Source organism: Kribbella sp. NPDC056345, from assembly GCF_042262745.1.
GTDB lineage: Bacteria > Actinomycetota > Actinomycetes > Propionibacteriales > Kribbellaceae > Kribbella.
Genome location: NZ_JBHJQQ010000014.1, coordinates 12,076 through 28,662 on the forward strand (window position 1 = coordinate 12,076; position 16,587 = coordinate 28,662).

Sequence of the window (16,587 nt, forward strand, 5' to 3'; positions counted from 1 at the left end):
CAGCTTGTGGTTGGTGCGACCCGTGGTTGCTGCAGCTTGTGGTTGCTGTTAGCGGTGGCTGGTGTCGTGCCGCGTGCGGTGGTTGCTGTGGGTGTGGTTGTGCGCGGGGGTGCAGGTCGGGGATTCGGGGAGTACGGGGGCAGGTAGTGACAGACTGGGGTGGACGACGGGAGGACGACGTGGCTACTGCGCTTATCACGGGACCTACGGCTGGGATCGGCCGGGCGTTTGCGGACAAGCTGGCGCGGGAGGGGTATGACCTTGTGCTGGTGGCTCGGGACGAGGCGCGGTTGAAGGAGGTCGCGGCGGAGATCACGCAGGAGTACGGCGTGGGGTGTGAGGTGCTGGCGGCGGATCTGACTGATCGGGTGGAGCTGGCGCGGGTGGAGGAGCGGTTTCGGAGTGGGCCGGTCGAGGTGTTGGTGAACAACGCCGGGTTCGGGCAGAAGAAGCCGTTCTGGGCGAATCCGATCGAGGCCGAGGAGAAGCAGCTGGATCTGCTGGTCCGGGTGGTTTTGCGGCTGACGCATGCGGCGGTGTTGCCGATGATCGAGCGTGGGTCGGGGGCGGTGATCAACGTGTCGTCGGTGGCCGGGTTCCTGCAGCGGGGGAGTTACAGCGCGCACAAGTCGTGGGTGACGAACTTCTCGGCGGGGCTGGCGATCGAGCTGCACGCCAAGGGTGTTGCTGTGATGGCGTTGTGTCCGGGGTTCGTGCACACGGAGTTCCACGAGCGGATGGGGATGGACAAGACGGTCATCCCGTCGTTCATGTGGCTGGATGCGACCGAGCTGGTCGACGCCGCGTGGAAGGACGTGATGCGGGGCAAGGCGATCTCGATCCCGAGCCGCCGGTACAAGCTGATCGCGGCTGCCGCGCGGTACACCCCGCGCACGCTGATCGCGCGGCTCTCGACGGTCGGGCTGGACGGGCGCCGCCGTACCTGATCGGCCGTGATCAACTCGTGTCCCAACCGCAGCGGTCGGTGCCGCGTCCAACCTGACACCTAAGGGGAAGGGTTGGAGCCATGAACACTCGGGGAATGCGTCGCGTCATCGCCGCGGCCGGGCTGGCCGTTGCCGGCGTCGGACTGGTGGCCTGCGGCAACCAAACACCGGGCGGCGGTACGCCGTCGAACGGAGTCAGCACTCCGGCGCCCAGTACGCCGGCACCGTCCGCACCGGACACCAGTACGGCGACGCCCAGCAAGCCGACGTCCGCCCCGACCACCGCCCCGACGTCCGTGCCGACGACCAAGCCGACGCCGACCGTGCGGCCGACGCCGACCAAGCTGCCGGGGGTGATCCGGCTGACGAACTCCATGCTGCTCACCGGTAAGGAGGTCGCGAAGGCGGATCCGAAGCGCGGCTGGATCGCGACCAGCGCAACCAGCCGCTCGATCTGCGGCAAGGCGGCGACCCAGGGGAACGGCGTACAGGGTCGGCTGACCCGCTCGTTCACGACCGAGCTCGACGCGTCCGGTGGTCAGTGGCTGACCCGCTACCAGAGCCCGGCCGCGGCCAAGGCGGCGTACGAGCAGATCGTCGCGACAATCAAGTCCTGCAAGGCTTTCGTGCCCAGTGAGACGCACGCCCGCAAGCTCACCGAGAACCGCACGCTCGCGGTCGGCGACGCCACCGCGATCCTGCGCTGGTACGACTACCCGAAGCCGAACGACCCGGGCAGCGAGGACGGCGGCTTCCCGTACGCCGTCACCCGCAAGGGCACCGTGGTCTCGGTCCTCGCCTTCGGCGAGATGGGCAAGGGCGTCGCCCCGGCCCACTGGGAAGCCCTCACCCGGGCAGCCGCCAAGAAGCTCCCGTAGTCACCGCAGCGGCTCGTCGGTCCCCTTCGCCGGGTCCGACGGGTCGCCGATCAACGTGATCCCGGCCGCGATCGCCTTCTCGTCCCGCCCTGGAGCGGTGATCTGGGCGGAGTAACCGCTGCCGATGCCGAAGACCGTCACACCAGGACCGCTGTCGTCGTAGGCTCGACGGCCGGCGATGGTGGTGTTCGGGGTCATGCCGGGGCGTGGCCGGCGGATGGCGACAGTCGGCAGCCGATACCTGTCGTCAGGGTCCGTCGGTTCCGCCTCGGCAACACCGATCTCCCAGCTGGAGTATCTGTCCAGATAACCGTACGGGACATTCACCATGACGACGTCGTCGCTGAGGCCGACCGTTCGGCGTGGAATGGTGAACGGCACGGTCAGCGGAGCCGGAACTGGACGCCGATGGATGTTCTGCGCGACGCGATGCCCTCGCTGGACCCGGTCCGAGTAGCCCGAGTTGACGGCCACTGTGCCCCAGGCGCCATCGGCGTACTCCCAGGTGATCGTCGCACCCGCATCGTGATCGAGGAGCACGTAGGCCGGTCGGCCCGCGACGTCGTCGAGCCGCCGGATGGTTGCCGCAGGCGCCGATCGCAGGCCGCGGGCGTAGAGCGTCACGATGACGTTCGGGCCGCCGGAGTCTCCGTTCGTCATGGTGGTCAGTCCGACGAGGTGGAAGCGGCGGGAGGCGAGGTAGCTGCAGGGCTGGAATCCGCCGGCCTTGCCGACGTCGAACATGCGCTCCCACACCGGGAGAGGCTCGTACGTCGGCGGACCGGCGACCGGCGCGTCCCGGAAGGTGCCGAGCAACGGGCGGACGCTGGAGGCGACGCCCACGAGGCCGACCACGGCGGCGCCGCCCAGGACGCGACGGCGACGGATGGTACGGCGGCCGTCGTGAATGGCGCGGTTGACACTGATCGACTCGATCGATTCGTCGGGGGCTTCGCGGAGCGCCTTCAGGAGGCCGGAGTAGTCCTCGTGGTGGTTCATGCCCGCTGCTCCCGACGGTCGAAGGATGCGAGGTCGGAGCCGAGTTGCCGGCGGAGCAAGGTCAGACCCCGGGCGGTATGACTCTTCACGGTGTTCTCCGGGCACCCGAGCGTGGCGGCCACATCGCGGACGGACAGGTCGTAGAGGAAACGCAGGACGAGCACGGTCCGGACCTTCGGGGGAATTCGGTCGAGGGCGTCGGCGACGACCAAGCGGGTCTCCACCTCGCGGCAAGGCGTCGCGGGAGGCTCGATCGGCTCGTCGGTGAGCCTGACTCGTGCCCACCGTAGACGGCGTTCGGAGAGGAAGGTCCGGACGACGATGGTCCGCACGTACGCGTCCAGGTTCTCGGCTCCGCGGGCCTTGTGCCAATGCACGTAGAGCTTGGTGATCGCTGCCTGGACGATGTCGTCCGCGCGGTCACGGTCCTTGCAGAGCGACCCGGCCAGTCGCCGCAACGCAGGAAGGTTGGCCGTCACGTAGTCGACGTACTGCTGCTCATCGTGTGCGCGCACGCTCACCCGTCATTTCGGGCCGGTCGAAACCTGGTCTGGACTCTCACACTACGCAGACCTCGTCGGCGAGCCGGACGGTTGAGTGACCTGGGTCACAACTTTTGGGCGACTTCGCCCAGTGCGTCGAGAGTCGCGGTGATCAGGGGGTGGTCGGCGCGACTCCGCCGGACGGCCGCGTACACCCGCCGTACCGGGGTTGGATCGGGCAGCGGACGGATGACTGCGAGCGTCGGCGCGGGGACCGCGAGCCGGGGGACCAGCGAGACGCCGGCGCCCGCGGCGACCAGTGCGGCGACGGCTCGGAAGTCGTCGGATTCGTGCGCGATCCTGGGCTGGAAGCCGGCCTGTTCGCAAGCCAGCAGTACGACGTCGCGGATCGGATTGCCCGGCGCGGTCATCACCCAGTGGTCGCCGGCGAGCATGGCGAGATTGACCGTGTCGTGGCCGGCGGCCGGGTGGGTCGGGGGGAGGACGGCGACGAAAGGCTCGGCGTACAAGGGGATTCGGGTCAGCCGCTGGTCGTCCGGCCGGGGAGAACCGCGGTGCTCGACGGCGATCGCGAGGTCGGCGTCGCCGTCGAGGAGCTGGGTGATGCCTTGATGGCCTTCGGCGTCGCGGACGACCAAGGTGAGGCCGGGGCTGGTGTCGCGGAGGCGGGCCAGGGTCGGAGCGACCAGGAGACTGATCGCGGTCGCGAAGGCGGTGATCCGGACCTCGCCGGTCGAACCGTCGGCGAACAACCGCAGCGCGTCTTCCGCGCGCTCGACCTCGCCGAGGATCGTGTCGGCGTGGCTCAGGAGCAGCCGGCCGGCGGAGGTGATCGCGACCCGGCGGCCGCGGCGTTCGAGCAGCTCCTGGCCGACCTCGGACTCGAGGGCGGCCAGCTGCTGGGAGACCGCCGAGGGGGTCAGGTGCAGGACTTCGGCGGCCGCGGTCACGGTGCCGTGATCAGCAAGCGCGCGCAGGACCCGCAACCGTCGTACCTCGATCACGGACCTCAGCTTGGCACACGTCGGTCGCGGGGAGGTCGAACAGTCTGCGGATGACACGCAGGACCGGGCGCTTGTGCAGCGGCCGGTGCGGCCGGACGGGTGCGTGCGGCTCGGCGGAGTGGATGTCGTCGTGGATGGCTTTGATAACGGAGAAGGGGATGTAGCTCATGTCTTCGACAGTAGGAATTTCCAGATGATGCGTCCAATGAAAGTTCTTCGTAGAGTTGATGTCTGTGGTGCATGATGTAGGTCATGGAGCTACGGCAGTTGCGGTCGTTCGTGGTGGTGGCCGAGGAGCTGAACGTCGGGCGTGCGGCGGTGCGGCTGCATCTCACCCAGCCCTCGTTGAGCCGGCAGATCGCGGCGCTCGAGCGGGATCTCGGGGTGGAGCTGTTCGCGCGGGTGCGGAAGCGGTTCGTGCTGACTGCGGCTGGGGCGACGTTCCTGGCGGAGGCGCAGGATCTGCTGCGGCGGTCGGACGAGGCGGTCCGGGCGGCGCAGCGGACGCAGCGCGGTGAACTGGGGACGTTGCGGCTGTGGTTCGTGCAGTCGGCGACGTTCGAGGCGCTGCCGCGGTTGCTCGGCGCATTCCGGGCGGCGTACCCGGAGGTCGTTCTCGAGCTGGAGTCAATGACCACCTTGCGTCAGACGGAGGCGCTGCGCGACGGTCGGATCGACGTGGGGCTGCTGCGCCCGAACGCGCCGGCTGTCGGGGCGCCTGCGACGGGGGTCGCGATCGTCCGGTTGGCGCCCGGTCTGGAATCGCGGGTGGTGTCTTCGGATCCAGTGGTGGTGGCGCTGCCCGCGCGGCATCGGCTTGCTCGGCGGAAGCGGCTTCGGCTGGAGGAGCTCGCCGACGAACCGTTCGTGTTCTACAGCCGGCCGAGTGGGCCGGTCGTCCATGACACGCTGATCGGCTTCTGCCGGGCGGTCGGGTTCACGCCGCGGATCGAGCAGGTGGCAGCCGACGTACAGACGATCGTGTCGCTGGTCGCGGCCGGGCTGGGCGTCTCACTGCTGATCGGGCCGACGCCTCCGTCGAACCCGGAGGCGGTCGTGTATCGCGAGTTGTCCGACGACCTACCACCTTGGCAACTCTCCGTCGCCTGGTCGCCGGACAACCGGTCCCCTGTTCTTGCGCGGTTCCTGGAGTGCGTCTGAGGTCTAGCCGAGGGTGTCGGGGTCGCCGCCGGTGCGAACCCCGGTCTCGAGGTCGGCGATCGCGGCCATGTCGTCGTTGTCGAGCTGGAAGTCGAACACCGCGATGTTCTCCTGGATCCGGGCAGGCGTCTTCGACTTCGGGATCACCACGTTGCCCAGCTGCAGGTGCCAGCGGATCATCACCTGGGCCGGCGACTTGCCGTACTTGTCACCGAGCGCCTTCAGCGTGGTGTCGCCGAGCAGCTCACCGGACGCGAGCGGGCTCCAGGCCTGGGTGATGATGTCGTTCTCCGCGTTGAACGCGCGCAGCTCGTCCTGCGGGAGCGCCGGGTGCAGCTCGATCTGGTTCACCGCCGGGCGGATCGTGGTCTCGTCGAAGATCCGTCGCAGCGCCGGCTCGTGGAAGTTCGACACCCCGATCGCGCGGATCCGCTTGTCGGCGTACAACTGCTCGAACGCCTTCCACGTCTCGACGTACTTGTCCTTCTTGAGGCACTGCCAGTGGATCAGGTAGAGGTCGACGTACTCGAGGCCGAGCCGTTCCACACTGGCGTCGAAGGCGGCCAGGGTGGAGTCGTAGCCCTGGTCGTCGTTCTGCAGCTTGGTGGTGATGAACAGGTCGTCGCGCGGCAGACCGCTGGCCGCGATCGCGCGTCCGACACCGGGCTCGTTACCGTACGCCGCCGCCGTGTCGATGTGGCGGTAACCCGCCTCGAAGGCCGCGCTGACCACGTCGGCCGCGATCGCATCCTCGACCTGCCAGACCCCCAGGCCCAGCTGCGGGATCTCGACGCCGTTGTCCAGAGTGATGGAGGGGACTGTGTTCATCTACCCATTTCACCGGGCCGACGGGTTCTGGCCCAGTCATCTGATGTGTGACAACAACCTCATCAACTGCCCGTAACCACCTGATAGGTCTTCGCATCGGGCTCCAGGAACCCCAGCAACGCCGTCCCCTCCCGCTCCAGCTCGACCCGATCCCGCTTCAGCAACCGCCCGAACGGTGTCAGCGTGAGAGTGGCCACACCACGCTTCTTCTCCGCTGTCCACAGCCCGGCGACCAGCCCGCCCACCGTGTACGTCGCCTTCACCCGCAGGTTCTTCGTGAAGACCGCCGGCCGGTGCTCGTCGGCGATGATCCGCTCCCGCTTCGCGTACGCCAGCAGCAGATTGTCGAACTCCGGCAGGAACCGGACCGGAACCGCGGTGTCCGGATCAGGGCGCGGGGCGTCCGGTACGTCGTACAGGGTCTTGCCGTTGTCGTCGGTGAACACCTCGAGATCGAGGCTGTCGAACACCGGCTTCGCTTTCGGCAGCCCGGACCAGGTCTGGAAGTCGGCCGGGGTCGCGGGCCCGAACGCCTGCAGGTACCTGACGACGAGCTCGCCCTGCTCCTCCTTCGGATGCACCTTCCGACCGAGCCACGCCTCAGCCGGCGTGAACCGAGCATTGGCCGGCCACCCCCACCGGACGCCGGTCGGATACATCACCAACGGCACCATCATCCGAGTACAGAACCCCAGCGCCCGCTCATTCACCTCGGGGAACTCCGCCTGCAACGCATCCCGCACTTCGGTGAACGTCAACGGCTCCTTGGCGAGAATCCGCTCAGCCGCCACCACCACCTTCGCAGGCTCCATCCCCTCCGCCCGCTCCTTCAGCAACCGCAATCCCGCCTCCAGCACCGGCGCCACGGTCACCCGAAACCGCAGATAATCCGCAGCCGTCACCAAATGCAAAGTCCCCCGGAACAAGGTCGCCCGAACAACCTCCCGAGCCTCAACAGCCCGCCCCAGGTCACCTTCGGCAAACCCGTCCACCCGAGACCACAACCCGACATACGGATGCTTGGCCTCCTGCCCCTGCATCCCCGCCAGCCGCGCAACAGCCTCAACCACCGTCACCTCGGCCCGCCCCACCAACAGCTGCCGAGCCAACGTCGCCCGATTGACCGCCCGCCCACTCAACACCGCCATACCGGCATCGTCCCCCACCTAGTCGCGGCCGGGGGATGCAACTGCGAGGGAGTTGCGGCGGCAGGCGTCGGCGAGGCGGTCGTCGTAGGTGACGACGACATCGGCGTCGATCAGCACCGCGGTAGCGAGATGGATGGCGTCGAGGCTGCGCAGGATTATCGGCTCGACGCGTCGCGCGACGCTGATGACGTCAGCGGTCATCGGGCGTTCGTCGATGCCCGACATCGCTTCGTCGATCAGATCGCCGGCCGCGATCCGCGTGCGGGCTCGAGCCAGCACGGCGCGGGACACCTCGATCATGCCGAGTGAGGACGTCGCCAGTACGTCGTCCTGTTGGTAGTGCTCATCGAGAAAACTCAGCAGCTCGGCGGACTCTTTCTCCGCGACCACTCGCTTGATGAGCGCGCTGCTGTCCACGTACAAGTACATCAGAAGCGGTCCTCTCGATCCAGCAGATCGAGGCTGTTCATGCCCTCCGGTAGGTGGAGGCTTGGAGTCACCTTCCGGTAGGGCACCCGTGCCGGGCGGACCAGGCCCGAGGCGCGGGCCTGCTCCCGATCCGTCAGAGGAACCTCGCGCCCGACCAGGTGAAGATGTCGGGCGACGGCGTCGCGGATGATCTCTTGCTGCGACTTGCCGGTCCGCTCGGCCTCCGCCTGGAGGGCCGAGGCGACCTCGGGGGTGAGTCTCAGATTCATCGCCATACACACATGGTACCGCAGCGGTACCATGTGTGGTACCACACATCGCTCAGGCGACGGCGGCGCGGGCCTCGGTGAAGGCGGCGATGGCTTTCTCGACGTCTTCGGTGGAGTGGGCGGCGGAGAGTTGGACTCGGATTCGGGCCTTGCCGTGGGGGACTACCGGGTAGGAGAAGGCGATGACGTAGATGCCCAGGGTGAGGAGTTTTTCGGCCAGTACGGCGGCTTGGGCGGCGTCGCCGATCATGACGGGGGCGATGGGGTGGGTGCCGGGGAGGATGTCGAAGCCGGCTTCGGTCATCTTGGTGCGGAAGAGGGCGGTGTTGGAGTCCAGCTGGTTGCGGAGTGCGGTGGAGGTGGCGATCAGTTCCAGGGCCTTCAGGGAGGCTGCGGTGACTGAGGGGGCCAGGGAGTTGGAGAAGAGGTAGGGGCGGGAGCGCTGCCTCAGCAACTCGACGATTTCGCGGCGGGCGGAGACATAGCCGCCGGAGGCGCCGCCGAGGGCTTTGCCGAGGGTGCCGGTGACGATGTCGACGCGGTCCTTGACACCGAACAGGGACGGGGTGCCGGCGCCGTCGGGGCCGACGAAGCCGACGGCGTGGGAGTCGTCGACCATGACGAGGGCGTCGTAGCGCTCGGCCAGGTCGCAGATCTCGTCGAGGGGGGCCAGGTAGCCGTCCATGGAGAAGACGCCGTCGGTGGCGATCAGGCGGTAGCGGGCGTCGGCGGCGTCCTTGAGCTGGGCCTCGAGGTCGGCCAGGTCGCGGTTCTTGTAGCGGTACCGACGCGCCTTCGACAGCCGGATGCCGTCGATGATGCTGGCGTGGTTGAGCTCGTCGGAGATGATCGCGTCCTCGGCGCCGAGCAGGGTCTCGAAAAGGCCGCCGTTCGCGTCGAAGCAGGAGCTGTAGAGGATCGTGTCCTCGGTACCGAGGAAGGTGCTCAGCGCCGACTCGAGATCCTTGTGGATCTGCTGGGTGCCGCAGATGAAGCGCACCGAGGACAGACCGAATCCCCACCGGTCGAGGGCGTCCTTCGCCGCGGCGACGACCTCCGGGTGATCGGACAGCCCGAGGTAGTTGTTCGCGCAGAAGTTCAGCACCTCGTTGCCATTGGCAACCGAAATCAGGGACTGCTGTGGTGAGGTGATCACCCGCTCGGACTTGTACAGCCCGGCGTCCCGGATCTCGCCGATCGTGGTCTTCAGATCGTCCCGCATCTGCCCGAACATCAGTGCTTCTCCTCCAGTACTTCGCTCGTCCAGTCCAAGATCACTTTGCCGCACCGACCGGCGCGCGCGACGTCGAAGGCCTGCGCGAAGTCGGCGTACCCGAAGCGGTGGGTGATCACCGGGGTCAGGTCCAGGCCGCGCTCGAGCATCACCGACATCGAGTACCAGGTCTCGAACATCTCCCGGCCGTAGATGCCCTTGATGGTCAGCATGTTCAGGACGACGGTGCTCCAGTCGATCGCGATCTCGTCGGCCGGCAGGCCGAGCATCGCGATCTTGCCGCCGTGGTTCATGTTCGCGAGCATGTCGCGGAGCGCGGCCGGCTGCCCGGACATCTCCATCCCGACGTCGAACCCTTCGCGCATCCCGAGGCTCAGCTGCGCCTCGGCGATCGTCTCCGAACCGATGTTGACCGCCCGGGTGACGCCGATCTTGCGGGCGAGATCGAGCCGGTACTCCGACAGGTCCGTGATCACCACGTTCCGCGCCCCGGCGTGCAGCGCGACGGCCGCGGCCATCACCCCGATCGGCCCGGCGCCGGTGATCAGCACGTCCTCGCCGACCAGCGGGAACGACAATGCAGTGTGTACGGCGTTCCCGAACGGATCGAAGACCGCGGCCACGTCGAGATCGACCGGGTCCTTGTGGACCCACGCGTTCCCGGCGGGCAGGGCGACGTACTCCGCGAAGGCCCCCGCGACGTGGACGCCCAGGCCGCGGGTCTTGATGCAGAGGTGGCGGCGGCCGGCGCGGCAGTTGCGGCAGCGGCCGCAGACCAGGTGGCCCTCGCCGCTGACCAGGTCACCGACCGCGACATCGCGGACCCCGACCCCGATCTCGACGACCTCGCCGACGAACTCGTGCCCGGTCACCATCGGTACCGGCACGTTCTTCTGTGCCCAGGCGTCCCAGCTCTGGATGTGCAGGTCGGTACCGCACAACCCCGTCCGCAGCACCTTGATCAGGACCTCGTCGGCCTCGATCTTGGGCTCCGGAACGTCCTGCAACCACAGACCGGGCTTCGCCTCAGCCTTGACCAGCGCCTTCACCGCACACCTCCGTTGTAAGAACGTCCACATCGTCGTCCCGGGCAACCACCTGCGTCCATCGACACGTGGTACACAGCCTTTGCAGTTCAACTGCATACTTGTCGGCATGCGGGGAGTGATCAGGGGTCTCGGGATCGTCCTGCTCGTCGCGGGCGTCGGTCTGCTCGGGTGGGTCGGGTGGCAGTACTTCGGGACCGGGATCACGGCGAACCAGCAGATGGGTGAGGCGGAGAACGCGCTCCGCGAGCAGTGGAAGAAGCCCGCCAAGAAGACACCGGCCGAGGGAGACCCCGTCGTACTGGTCCGGATCCCCAAGTTCGGCGACGGCTGGGAGAAGCCGGTCATCGAGGGGGTCGGCAAGGGTGAGCTCGCGCGCGGGATCGGGCACTACCCGCAGACGCAGCTGCCCGGTCAGCCGGGGAACTTCGCGATCGCCGGGCACCGGGTCACCCACGGTTCGCCGTTCCGCAAGCTGCTCGAACTGCGCAAGGGCGACCAGGTGATCGTCGAGACCGGCGAGGCGATCTACACCTACGAGCTGGACGGTTCGCCGCGCGACCTGACCGTGAAGCCGGCCGACAACTGGGTGCTCGAACCGGTCCCGGGCAAACCGCGGGAGACCGCCACCAAGTCGATCATCACGCTGACCACCTGCCAGGACCTGTTCCACTCCCCGGACCGCTCGGTCGCCTTCGGCCGACTGGTCCACGTCAGCAAGAAGACCTGAGACCCCTCTAAGCTGTGGCCTCATGAGCTACGACCGGGACGCGCTGCTGGATCAGGTGAAGTCGAAGGCCATCGTGCACGGCAAGGTGACGCTGGCGTCGGGCAAGGAAGCCGATTACTACGTCGACCTGCGCCGGATCACGCTGGATGCGGCCGCGGCGCCGCTGATCGGCCCGGCGATGCTCGAGCTGACCAAGGACATCGAGTACGACGCGGTCGGCGGGCTCACGCTCGGTGCGGACCCGGTCGCGATGTCGATGCTGCACGCGGCCGCGCAGCAGGGCCGGACGTTGGACGCGTTCGTGGTGCGCAAGGCCGAGAAGACGCACGGCCTGCAGCGGCGGATCGAGGGCCCGGAGGTCAAGGGCCGCCGGGTGCTCGCGGTCGAGGACACCTCCACCACCGGCGGTTCGGTGCTGACTGCTGTCGAGGCGCTGCGCGAGGCGGGTGCCGAGGTGGTCGCGGTCGCGGTCATCGTGGACCGGGCCACCGGCGCCAAGGAGAAGGTGGAGTCGGAGGGCCTGCAGTACCGGGCCGTGTTCGGTCTCGACGACCTGGGGCTGTAATGAACGTCGGGCCGATTCTGCTGGTCCTGCTGGTGGTTCTGCTGGCGGCGGGGATCATCTACTTCAGTTACGTCCAGGCCAAGAAGCGCCGCGAGCTGTTCGCCGGTTTCGCGGCCCAGTACGGCTGGTCGTATGCGCCGTACAACAACGCGTTGGCAGGCAACTGGAACGGAACGCCGTTCCGGACCGGTGACAACTGGCGGGTGAAGAACGTCCTGACCGGGCTGTTCAACGGGCACCAGATGGTTGCCTTCGACTACAGCTATCAGACGCACACCTCGAACGGTAAAGGCCAGCGCCGGACCACCACCCACAAGTTCGGCGTCGTCGTCCTGCAGTTGCCGGGCGCCCTGCCACACCTCGAGGTCACCCACGAAGGGATCTTCGGCGGAGCAGTCGCGAACGCGTTCGGCTTCCGCGACCTGCAGTTCGAGAGCGACCAGTTCAACCGCGCGTTCCGGGTGAAGGCGGACGACGAGCGCTTCGGCCACGCCGTGGTGCACCCGCAGATGATGGAGCTGCTGCTGGCCCGCGGCGAGATCGGCTGGCGGATCGAGGGCAACTCGCTGGTCGGCTGGGACTCCGGCCCGCACGATCCCACCGAGGTGCTGCGCCGCCTGCAGCTGCTCGAGCAGGTGGCCGGCCAGGTTCCGCCGTACGTCTGGCGCGACTACGCCGGGGTAGAACTCCGTAACCCGTAGAGTCTTGGCCAGCATCGCCAACACTCGGGAGCAAGGCAATGACGTTTGTCATCATCGCGATCGTGGTGATCGTCGTGATTCTGGGCATCGCCCTGATCGCGTCGTACAACCGGTTCGTGAAGCAGCGGAACCTGATCCAGGAATCCTGGCGGCAGATCGATGTCGAGCTGCACCGCCGGTACGACCTGATCCCCAACCTGGTCGAGACCGTCCGGGCGTACGCCGCGCACGAGCGGCACGTGTTCGAGGAGGTCGCCCGGCTGCGGACGCAGGCGGTGAACGTCCAGGGCGCGACCCCGGAGCAGCGGGCCGCCGCCGAGGGTGAGCTGTCCGGTGCGCTGCGGCAGATGATGATCTCGGTCGAGGCCTACCCGCAGCTGCAGTCCAACCAGAACTTCCTCGGTCTGCAGCGCGAGCTGACCGACACCGAGGACCGGATCGCGGCCGGCCGCCGGTTCTACAACGCGAACGTCGGTGACTACAACACCCGGGTCGAGTCGGTCCCGTCGAATATCGTCGCGGGCGCGTTCAAGTTCGAGAAGGCCGGCTACTTCGAGGTGAGGGACGAGGCGGTCCGCGCGGTTCCGCAGGTCTCGTTCGGGACCATCGGCTCGGTGGCCGGTGAGCAGGCGCCGCCGCAGATGCAGCCGGGCGTGCAGTCCTCGGGCCAGATCCACCCGCAGATGCCGGGCGACCAGGGCGGCTACCAGCAGCAGGCGCCGGGACAGCCGCCGTACGGCGCTCCCCAGGGACCGCCGGTGGGCGGCCCGCCTGCGGGTTCCCCCAGCCCGCAGGACGGACAGCCACCCTTTACCGGCGGCCACTGACGGAGTGCCTGGCGGACACTCCTAGGCACCGGTTTCCCCATGGCTCAGGACCCCCGATCCCGAACTCCTCCGGTGCTGGGTCCAGGGCGCGGCGGCGGTCGGTCGCCGTGCCCCAGCCCCTGCCTCCCCCCGGTACCTGTGTCAAGCCTGCCCGACTGAGATACATCCGGCGTACATCGGGCTTCCCGCGCGGTACGGCGGGATGCCACGATGGGGCGGTTCGAGAGTGGAGAGGGTAGGCGAGTGGACAGTCCGAGGTACGGGATCCTCGGGCCCCTACGTCTCAGCCACGCTCAGGGGCAGCCGCTGAAGGCCGCGAAACCGCGGCAACTGCTGGCCACCCTGCTCCTGCACCCGAACCGTTTCGTCTCCACCGACCTGATCGCGGACGCACTGTGGGAGAGCACTCCACCACGCTCCGCGACGGCGAACATCCGTACCTACGTCCGCGCCCTGCGCGGTGTGCTGCAGGACGCCGGTCTGCCGGCCTCGATCGACACGTCGGCGGCCGGCTACAGCATCGAGGTCGGCGTCGACGAGCTCGACGCGAGCCTGTTCGAATCGCTCCTCGCCGAGGGCGGCCACCTCCGCGACGCCGGTGACGGCCGGCAGGCCATGCAGGTGCTGTCCCGGGCCTACGCCCTGTGGCGCGGCCGCCCGCTGGAGGACCTGATCATCCCGGCGGCCTGGGAGGGCTCGCTGAACCGGCTCGAGGCTCAGCACCGCGGCCTCGTCGACAGCCTGCTCGACCTGCGCCTCCAGTACGGCGATGCCGGCGGCGCCGCCGTACTGCTCACTGCCCGTCTCACCGACGACCCGTACGACGAACAGCTGTGGCGGCGGCTCGTGGACGCGCTCCTGGCGGCTGGTCGAGTCGGCGAGGCGCGAGCGGCGTACGGGAAGGCTGTTCAGACGCTCGCCGACGAGCTGGACATCAAACCCGGCCCAGAGCTCGAGGCAGCCGGGGCGCGTGCCGAGAACGGCCGCTCGGCCAACTGGCCGAACCCAGGTATCCCAGCAGCGCTCAGTACGCCGGAACGCCCAGCAACCGAGGCTCCGCCGGGCCCGATGGCGGCCCCGGAGCTCACTGAACCGCTGCGCCCACCGAGTCAGCTGCCGCTCGATCTGCCCGACTTCAGTGGTCGCGGGGAGCACTTGGAGCAGCTCCGCGATCTGGTCTGCGGTCGCGACCCGGTCCGGCCACCGATCGCGGTCGTCTCCGGTGCGCCGGGAACGGGCAAGACCTCGCTGGCCGTCCGGCTGGGCCATATGGTCAGGGATTCCTTCCCGGACGGGCAGATCTATCTCGACATGCACGGGGCCACGCAGCCTCGTGATCCGGCGGCCGCGCTGACCGATCTGCTGCTCAGCCTCAACCTGCCCGACTACGCGATCCCCACCGATCCCGAGCGCCGTTCGGCGATGCTGCGGTCCGAGCTGGCCAGCCGCCGGGTGCTCATCATCCTCGACGACGTCGCCACCGCCGGTCAGGTCACACCGTTGATGCCGGGCACCGGGGCGTCCGCGGTGGTCGTGACGAGCCGCAACCGGCTGGCAGATCTGGCCGGCGCGGACAGCTTGCCCCTGGACACCTTCGACGACGGCGAGGCCGCTGCGCTGCTGGAGTCCGTGGCCGGTGCCGGCCGCGTCGACCGGACGACGTCCGCCGCCGAGGAGATTCTGGCTGCCTGCGGCAACCTTCCCCTGGCGATCCGGATCGTTGGCAGCCGGCTGGCCCAGCGCCCGGACCTGAGCCCAGGTGAGCTTGCCCGGAGGCTGCGGGACGAGAGCTCCCGGCTCGATGAGCTGAGTATCGGCGAGCTGGCCGTCCGGGCCAGCGCCGACCTGAGCTACGACGCGCTGAGCCCGGACGAGGCCCGGCTGTACCGACTGATCGGCCACTTCGCGGTCGGTGTCTTCTCCGCGCGAGCCCTGGAGGCGATCGCGTCTCCAGCCGCGGTGCGCCGCAGCCTGGACCGGCTGATCGAGGTCAACCTGGTCCGGATCAGCTCCGTCGACCATCGCGGTACGGCGCGCTACCGGATGCACGACCTGCTGCGCCTGCATGCGATCGGGGTCGGCGACGAGAGCCAGCAGGCCGATGCCGTCAAGGACGTGGCGACTGTGGTCGACGCGATCCTGAACAAGATCCGGCGTGCGAACAAGGCGCTCGCGGTCGAGTACTTCGGCGTACTGGAGCACACCGGGCCGTTGACGTCACCGGACCCGGCGCCGTTCACCGAGACCGATGCGATCGCCTGGTTCGACAGCGAACGCAGTACCTTCGTGCCCGCGATCCGGGCCGCGGCCCAGAACGGTCTGCACGAGTATGCGTGGCGGATCGCGTCGGCCTGGGGGCCGTACCTCGACATGCGGGCCGGGTTCGACGACTGGGGTGAGTCGCACCGGCAGGGGCTGCAGAGCGCGATCGTGTCCGGTGACCGATGGGGTGAGGCGATCATGCATCGCAACCTCGGTCAGCTGGGGATCTACCAGGACGACTGGGACACGGCCTCGTATCACCTCGACCAGGCGGCGACGATCTTCGCCGAGGTCGGGGACCGGTACGGCGACGGCATCAGCGCGGTCGGTCTCGGCACCTGGTTGCGTGAACGCGGCCGGCCCGACGAGAGCCTCGCGCAGTACGAGAAGGCGATCGAGGCCTTCATGGAGGTCGGCAACGCGAACGCCGAAGCGGTCGCACGGACCGCGGCGTCGTCGATCTGGCTGTCCCGCGACGACACCGTCACGGCTGGGCGCTATCTGGCCGAGTCGTTCCTGCTCGGCGTGCGGCTGGCCGACGCACACCGCGTGGCGAAGGTACGGCGGCGGATCGCGGAACTGCGGACCCATCAGGGCCGCCACTACCAGGCGGTCCGGCAGCTGAGGCACTCGCTGAGCACTTTCACCGGCCTGGGTGACGACCACTGTGCGGCCTGGGCGCGTGCCGATCTCGGGCATGCGCTGATGAAGTGCGGCGAGCTGGCCGCGGCCCGCAAGATGCTGCTGGACTCGATGGAGATCGGACGACGGCTCGGCGATCGCAGTGTCGAGGGCCAGGCCGCGCAACATCTCGGCCGGCTCTATCTCCAGACCGGCAACCTGGATTGGGCCCGCCGGACCTTCGACCGGGCCGCGCGGGTCTGGCAGCAGGCCGGCCACGACGCCCGCGCCACCGCCTGCCGCCGGGAGCTGGCCGCGTTCGAGAACGACGCTGCCGCGGTCTGATCGCCGTACAGCGGGGCAATGTACGGCTGCTGTATCGCGACCCGCCAGTATTTGTTGTGCCACGGCAACAGGGGCCGGCGGACTACGGGG

General features: G+C 68.5%; 18 protein-coding genes. 8 read left to right on the top strand and 10 right to left on the bottom strand.

Annotated elements, in window-relative coordinates:
* Positions 1 to 179 precede the first annotated feature (179 nt).
* Both ACFCV3_RS34835 and ACFCV3_RS34840 read left to right on the top strand, forming a co-directional pair.
* On the top strand, positions 180 to 947 hold the full coding sequence (locus ACFCV3_RS34835) for an SDR family NAD(P)-dependent oxidoreductase (protein ID WP_376037609.1): 768 nt from the start codon (positions 180 to 182) through the stop codon (positions 945 to 947).
* 80 nt (positions 948 to 1,027) lie between these two features.
* A complete protein-coding gene (locus ACFCV3_RS34840; RefSeq protein WP_376037612.1) occupies positions 1,028 to 1,825 on the top strand; it encodes a hypothetical protein in 798 nt (265 codons plus the stop codon).
* On the opposite strand, the gene ACFCV3_RS34845 is transcribed toward ACFCV3_RS34840, so the two are convergent.
* The 4 genes from ACFCV3_RS34845 to ACFCV3_RS34860 all read right to left on the bottom strand — a co-directional run bounded on the left by ACFCV3_RS34845 (position 1,826) and on the right by ACFCV3_RS34860 (position 4,500).
* Positions 1,826 to 2,824: a hypothetical protein gene (locus ACFCV3_RS34845; protein WP_376037615.1), complete on the bottom strand. Its 999-nt coding sequence runs from the start codon at positions 2,822 to 2,824 to the stop codon at positions 1,826 to 1,828.
* Positions 2,821 to 3,339, bottom strand: coding sequence for an RNA polymerase sigma factor (locus tag ACFCV3_RS34850; RefSeq protein WP_376037618.1), 519 nt, complete (start codon positions 3,337 to 3,339; stop codon positions 2,821 to 2,823). Before ACFCV3_RS34850 ends, ACFCV3_RS34845 begins: the two co-directional genes overlap by 4 nt.
* Before the next feature lie 92 nt (positions 3,340 to 3,431).
* On the bottom strand, positions 3,432 to 4,331 hold the full coding sequence (locus ACFCV3_RS34855; RefSeq protein WP_376037620.1) for a LysR family transcriptional regulator: 900 nt from the start codon (positions 4,329 to 4,331) through the stop codon (positions 3,432 to 3,434).
* Complete coding sequence (locus ACFCV3_RS34860) at positions 4,288 to 4,500, bottom strand: hypothetical protein (RefSeq protein ID WP_376037623.1); 213 nt, start codon at positions 4,498 to 4,500, stop codon at positions 4,288 to 4,290. Before ACFCV3_RS34860 ends, ACFCV3_RS34855 begins: the two co-directional genes overlap by 44 nt.
* Before the next feature lie 83 nt (positions 4,501 to 4,583).
* Between ACFCV3_RS34860 and ACFCV3_RS34865 the strand changes: the two genes are divergently transcribed.
* Entirely contained in the window at positions 4,584 to 5,492 is a 909-nt protein-coding gene (locus ACFCV3_RS34865) for a LysR substrate-binding domain-containing protein (RefSeq protein ID WP_376037625.1), read from the top strand.
* 3 nt (positions 5,493 to 5,495) lie between these two features.
* On the opposite strand, the gene ACFCV3_RS34870 is transcribed toward ACFCV3_RS34865, so the two are convergent.
* From ACFCV3_RS34870 to tdh, 6 genes are all read right to left on the bottom strand, one after another.
* Positions 5,496 to 6,320 carry an aldo/keto reductase gene (locus ACFCV3_RS34870; RefSeq protein WP_376037627.1) on the bottom strand — a complete coding sequence of 275 codons (825 nt, stop codon included), beginning with the start codon at positions 6,318 to 6,320 and terminating at the stop codon, positions 5,496 to 5,498.
* Positions 6,321 to 6,382: 62 nt separating this feature from the next.
* Positions 6,383 to 7,468, bottom strand: coding sequence for a winged helix DNA-binding domain-containing protein (locus ACFCV3_RS34875; RefSeq protein WP_376037629.1), 1,086 nt, complete (start codon positions 7,466 to 7,468; stop codon positions 6,383 to 6,385).
* An 18-nt stretch (positions 7,469 to 7,486) separates the two neighbouring features.
* The gene (locus ACFCV3_RS34880) at positions 7,487 to 7,897 is read right to left on the bottom strand and encodes a type II toxin-antitoxin system VapC family toxin (protein WP_376037631.1); all 411 of its coding nucleotides are present in this window, start codon (positions 7,895 to 7,897) and stop codon (positions 7,487 to 7,489) included.
* On the bottom strand, positions 7,897 to 8,172 hold the full coding sequence (locus ACFCV3_RS34885; RefSeq protein WP_376037633.1) for a ribbon-helix-helix protein, CopG family: 276 nt from the start codon (positions 8,170 to 8,172) through the stop codon (positions 7,897 to 7,899). The genes ACFCV3_RS34880 and ACFCV3_RS34885 overlap by 1 nt, the downstream gene beginning before the upstream one ends.
* Positions 8,173 to 8,218: 46 nt before the next feature.
* A complete protein-coding gene (locus ACFCV3_RS34890; protein ID WP_376037636.1) occupies positions 8,219 to 9,400 on the bottom strand; it encodes a glycine C-acetyltransferase in 1,182 nt (393 codons plus the stop codon).
* Entirely contained in the window at positions 9,400 to 10,449 is a 1,050-nt protein-coding gene (gene tdh / locus ACFCV3_RS34895) for an L-threonine 3-dehydrogenase (protein WP_376037638.1), read from the bottom strand. Before tdh ends, ACFCV3_RS34890 begins: the two co-directional genes overlap by 1 nt.
* A gap of 106 nt (positions 10,450 to 10,555) precedes the next feature.
* On the opposite strand from tdh, the gene ACFCV3_RS34900 reads away from it, so the two are divergent.
* From ACFCV3_RS34900 to ACFCV3_RS34920, 5 genes are all read left to right on the top strand, one after another.
* Positions 10,556 to 11,176 carry a class E sortase gene (locus ACFCV3_RS34900; RefSeq protein WP_376037641.1) on the top strand — a complete coding sequence of 207 codons (621 nt, stop codon included), beginning with the start codon at positions 10,556 to 10,558 and terminating at the stop codon, positions 11,174 to 11,176.
* A 22-nt stretch (positions 11,177 to 11,198) separates the two neighbouring features.
* Positions 11,199 to 11,741: an orotate phosphoribosyltransferase gene (pyrE, locus tag ACFCV3_RS34905; RefSeq protein ID WP_376037644.1), complete on the top strand. Its 543-nt coding sequence runs from the start codon at positions 11,199 to 11,201 to the stop codon at positions 11,739 to 11,741.
* Entirely contained in the window at positions 11,741 to 12,442 is a 702-nt protein-coding gene (locus tag ACFCV3_RS34910) for a hypothetical protein (protein WP_376037646.1), read from the top strand. The genes pyrE and ACFCV3_RS34910 overlap by 1 nt, the downstream gene beginning before the upstream one ends.
* 38 nt (positions 12,443 to 12,480) lie before the next feature.
* On the top strand, positions 12,481 to 13,269 hold the full coding sequence (locus ACFCV3_RS34915) for a LemA family protein (RefSeq protein ID WP_376037649.1): 789 nt from the start codon (positions 12,481 to 12,483) through the stop codon (positions 13,267 to 13,269).
* 243 nt (positions 13,270 to 13,512) lie between these two features.
* The gene (locus tag ACFCV3_RS34920; RefSeq protein WP_376037655.1) at positions 13,513 to 16,497 is read left to right on the top strand and encodes a BTAD domain-containing putative transcriptional regulator; all 2,985 of its coding nucleotides are present in this window, start codon (positions 13,513 to 13,515) and stop codon (positions 16,495 to 16,497) included.
* The last annotated feature ends 90 nt before the right edge of the window (positions 16,498 to 16,587 follow it).

What these genes read in the sequence shown, in the direction of transcription:
- ACFCV3_RS34845 (WP_376037615.1), bottom strand. Translation starts at nt 2,824, where the DNA reads ATGAACCACCACGAGGACTACTCCGGCCTCCTGAAGGCGCTCCGCGAA.
- ACFCV3_RS34870 (WP_376037627.1), bottom strand. Translation starts at nt 6,320, where the DNA reads ATGAACACAGTCCCCTCCATCACTCTGGACAACGGCGTCGAGATCCCG.
- ACFCV3_RS34910 (WP_376037646.1), top strand. Translation starts at nt 11,741, where the DNA reads ATGAACGTCGGGCCGATTCTGCTGGTCCTGCTGGTGGTTCTGCTGGCG.
- ACFCV3_RS34875 (WP_376037629.1), bottom strand. Translation starts at nt 7,468, where the DNA reads ATGGCGGTGTTGAGTGGGCGGGCGGTCAATCGGGCGACGTTGGCTCGG.
- ACFCV3_RS34900 (WP_376037641.1), top strand. Translation starts at nt 10,556, where the DNA reads ATGCGGGGAGTGATCAGGGGTCTCGGGATCGTCCTGCTCGTCGCGGGC.
- ACFCV3_RS34890 (WP_376037636.1), bottom strand. Translation starts at nt 9,400, where the DNA reads ATGTTCGGGCAGATGCGGGACGATCTGAAGACCACGATCGGCGAGATC.
- pyrE (WP_376037644.1), top strand. Translation starts at nt 11,199, where the DNA reads ATGAGCTACGACCGGGACGCGCTGCTGGATCAGGTGAAGTCGAAGGCC.
- ACFCV3_RS34915 (WP_376037649.1), top strand. Translation starts at nt 12,481, where the DNA reads ATGACGTTTGTCATCATCGCGATCGTGGTGATCGTCGTGATTCTGGGC.
- ACFCV3_RS34885 (WP_376037633.1), bottom strand. Translation starts at nt 8,172, where the DNA reads ATGGCGATGAATCTGAGACTCACCCCCGAGGTCGCCTCGGCCCTCCAG.
- ACFCV3_RS34840 (WP_376037612.1), top strand. Translation starts at nt 1,028, where the DNA reads ATGAACACTCGGGGAATGCGTCGCGTCATCGCCGCGGCCGGGCTGGCC.
- ACFCV3_RS34865 (WP_376037625.1), top strand. Translation starts at nt 4,584, where the DNA reads ATGGAGCTACGGCAGTTGCGGTCGTTCGTGGTGGTGGCCGAGGAGCTG.
- ACFCV3_RS34860 (WP_376037623.1), bottom strand. Translation starts at nt 4,500, where the DNA reads ATGAGCTACATCCCCTTCTCCGTTATCAAAGCCATCCACGACGACATC.
- ACFCV3_RS34880 (WP_376037631.1), bottom strand. Translation starts at nt 7,897, where the DNA reads ATGTACTTGTACGTGGACAGCAGCGCGCTCATCAAGCGAGTGGTCGCG.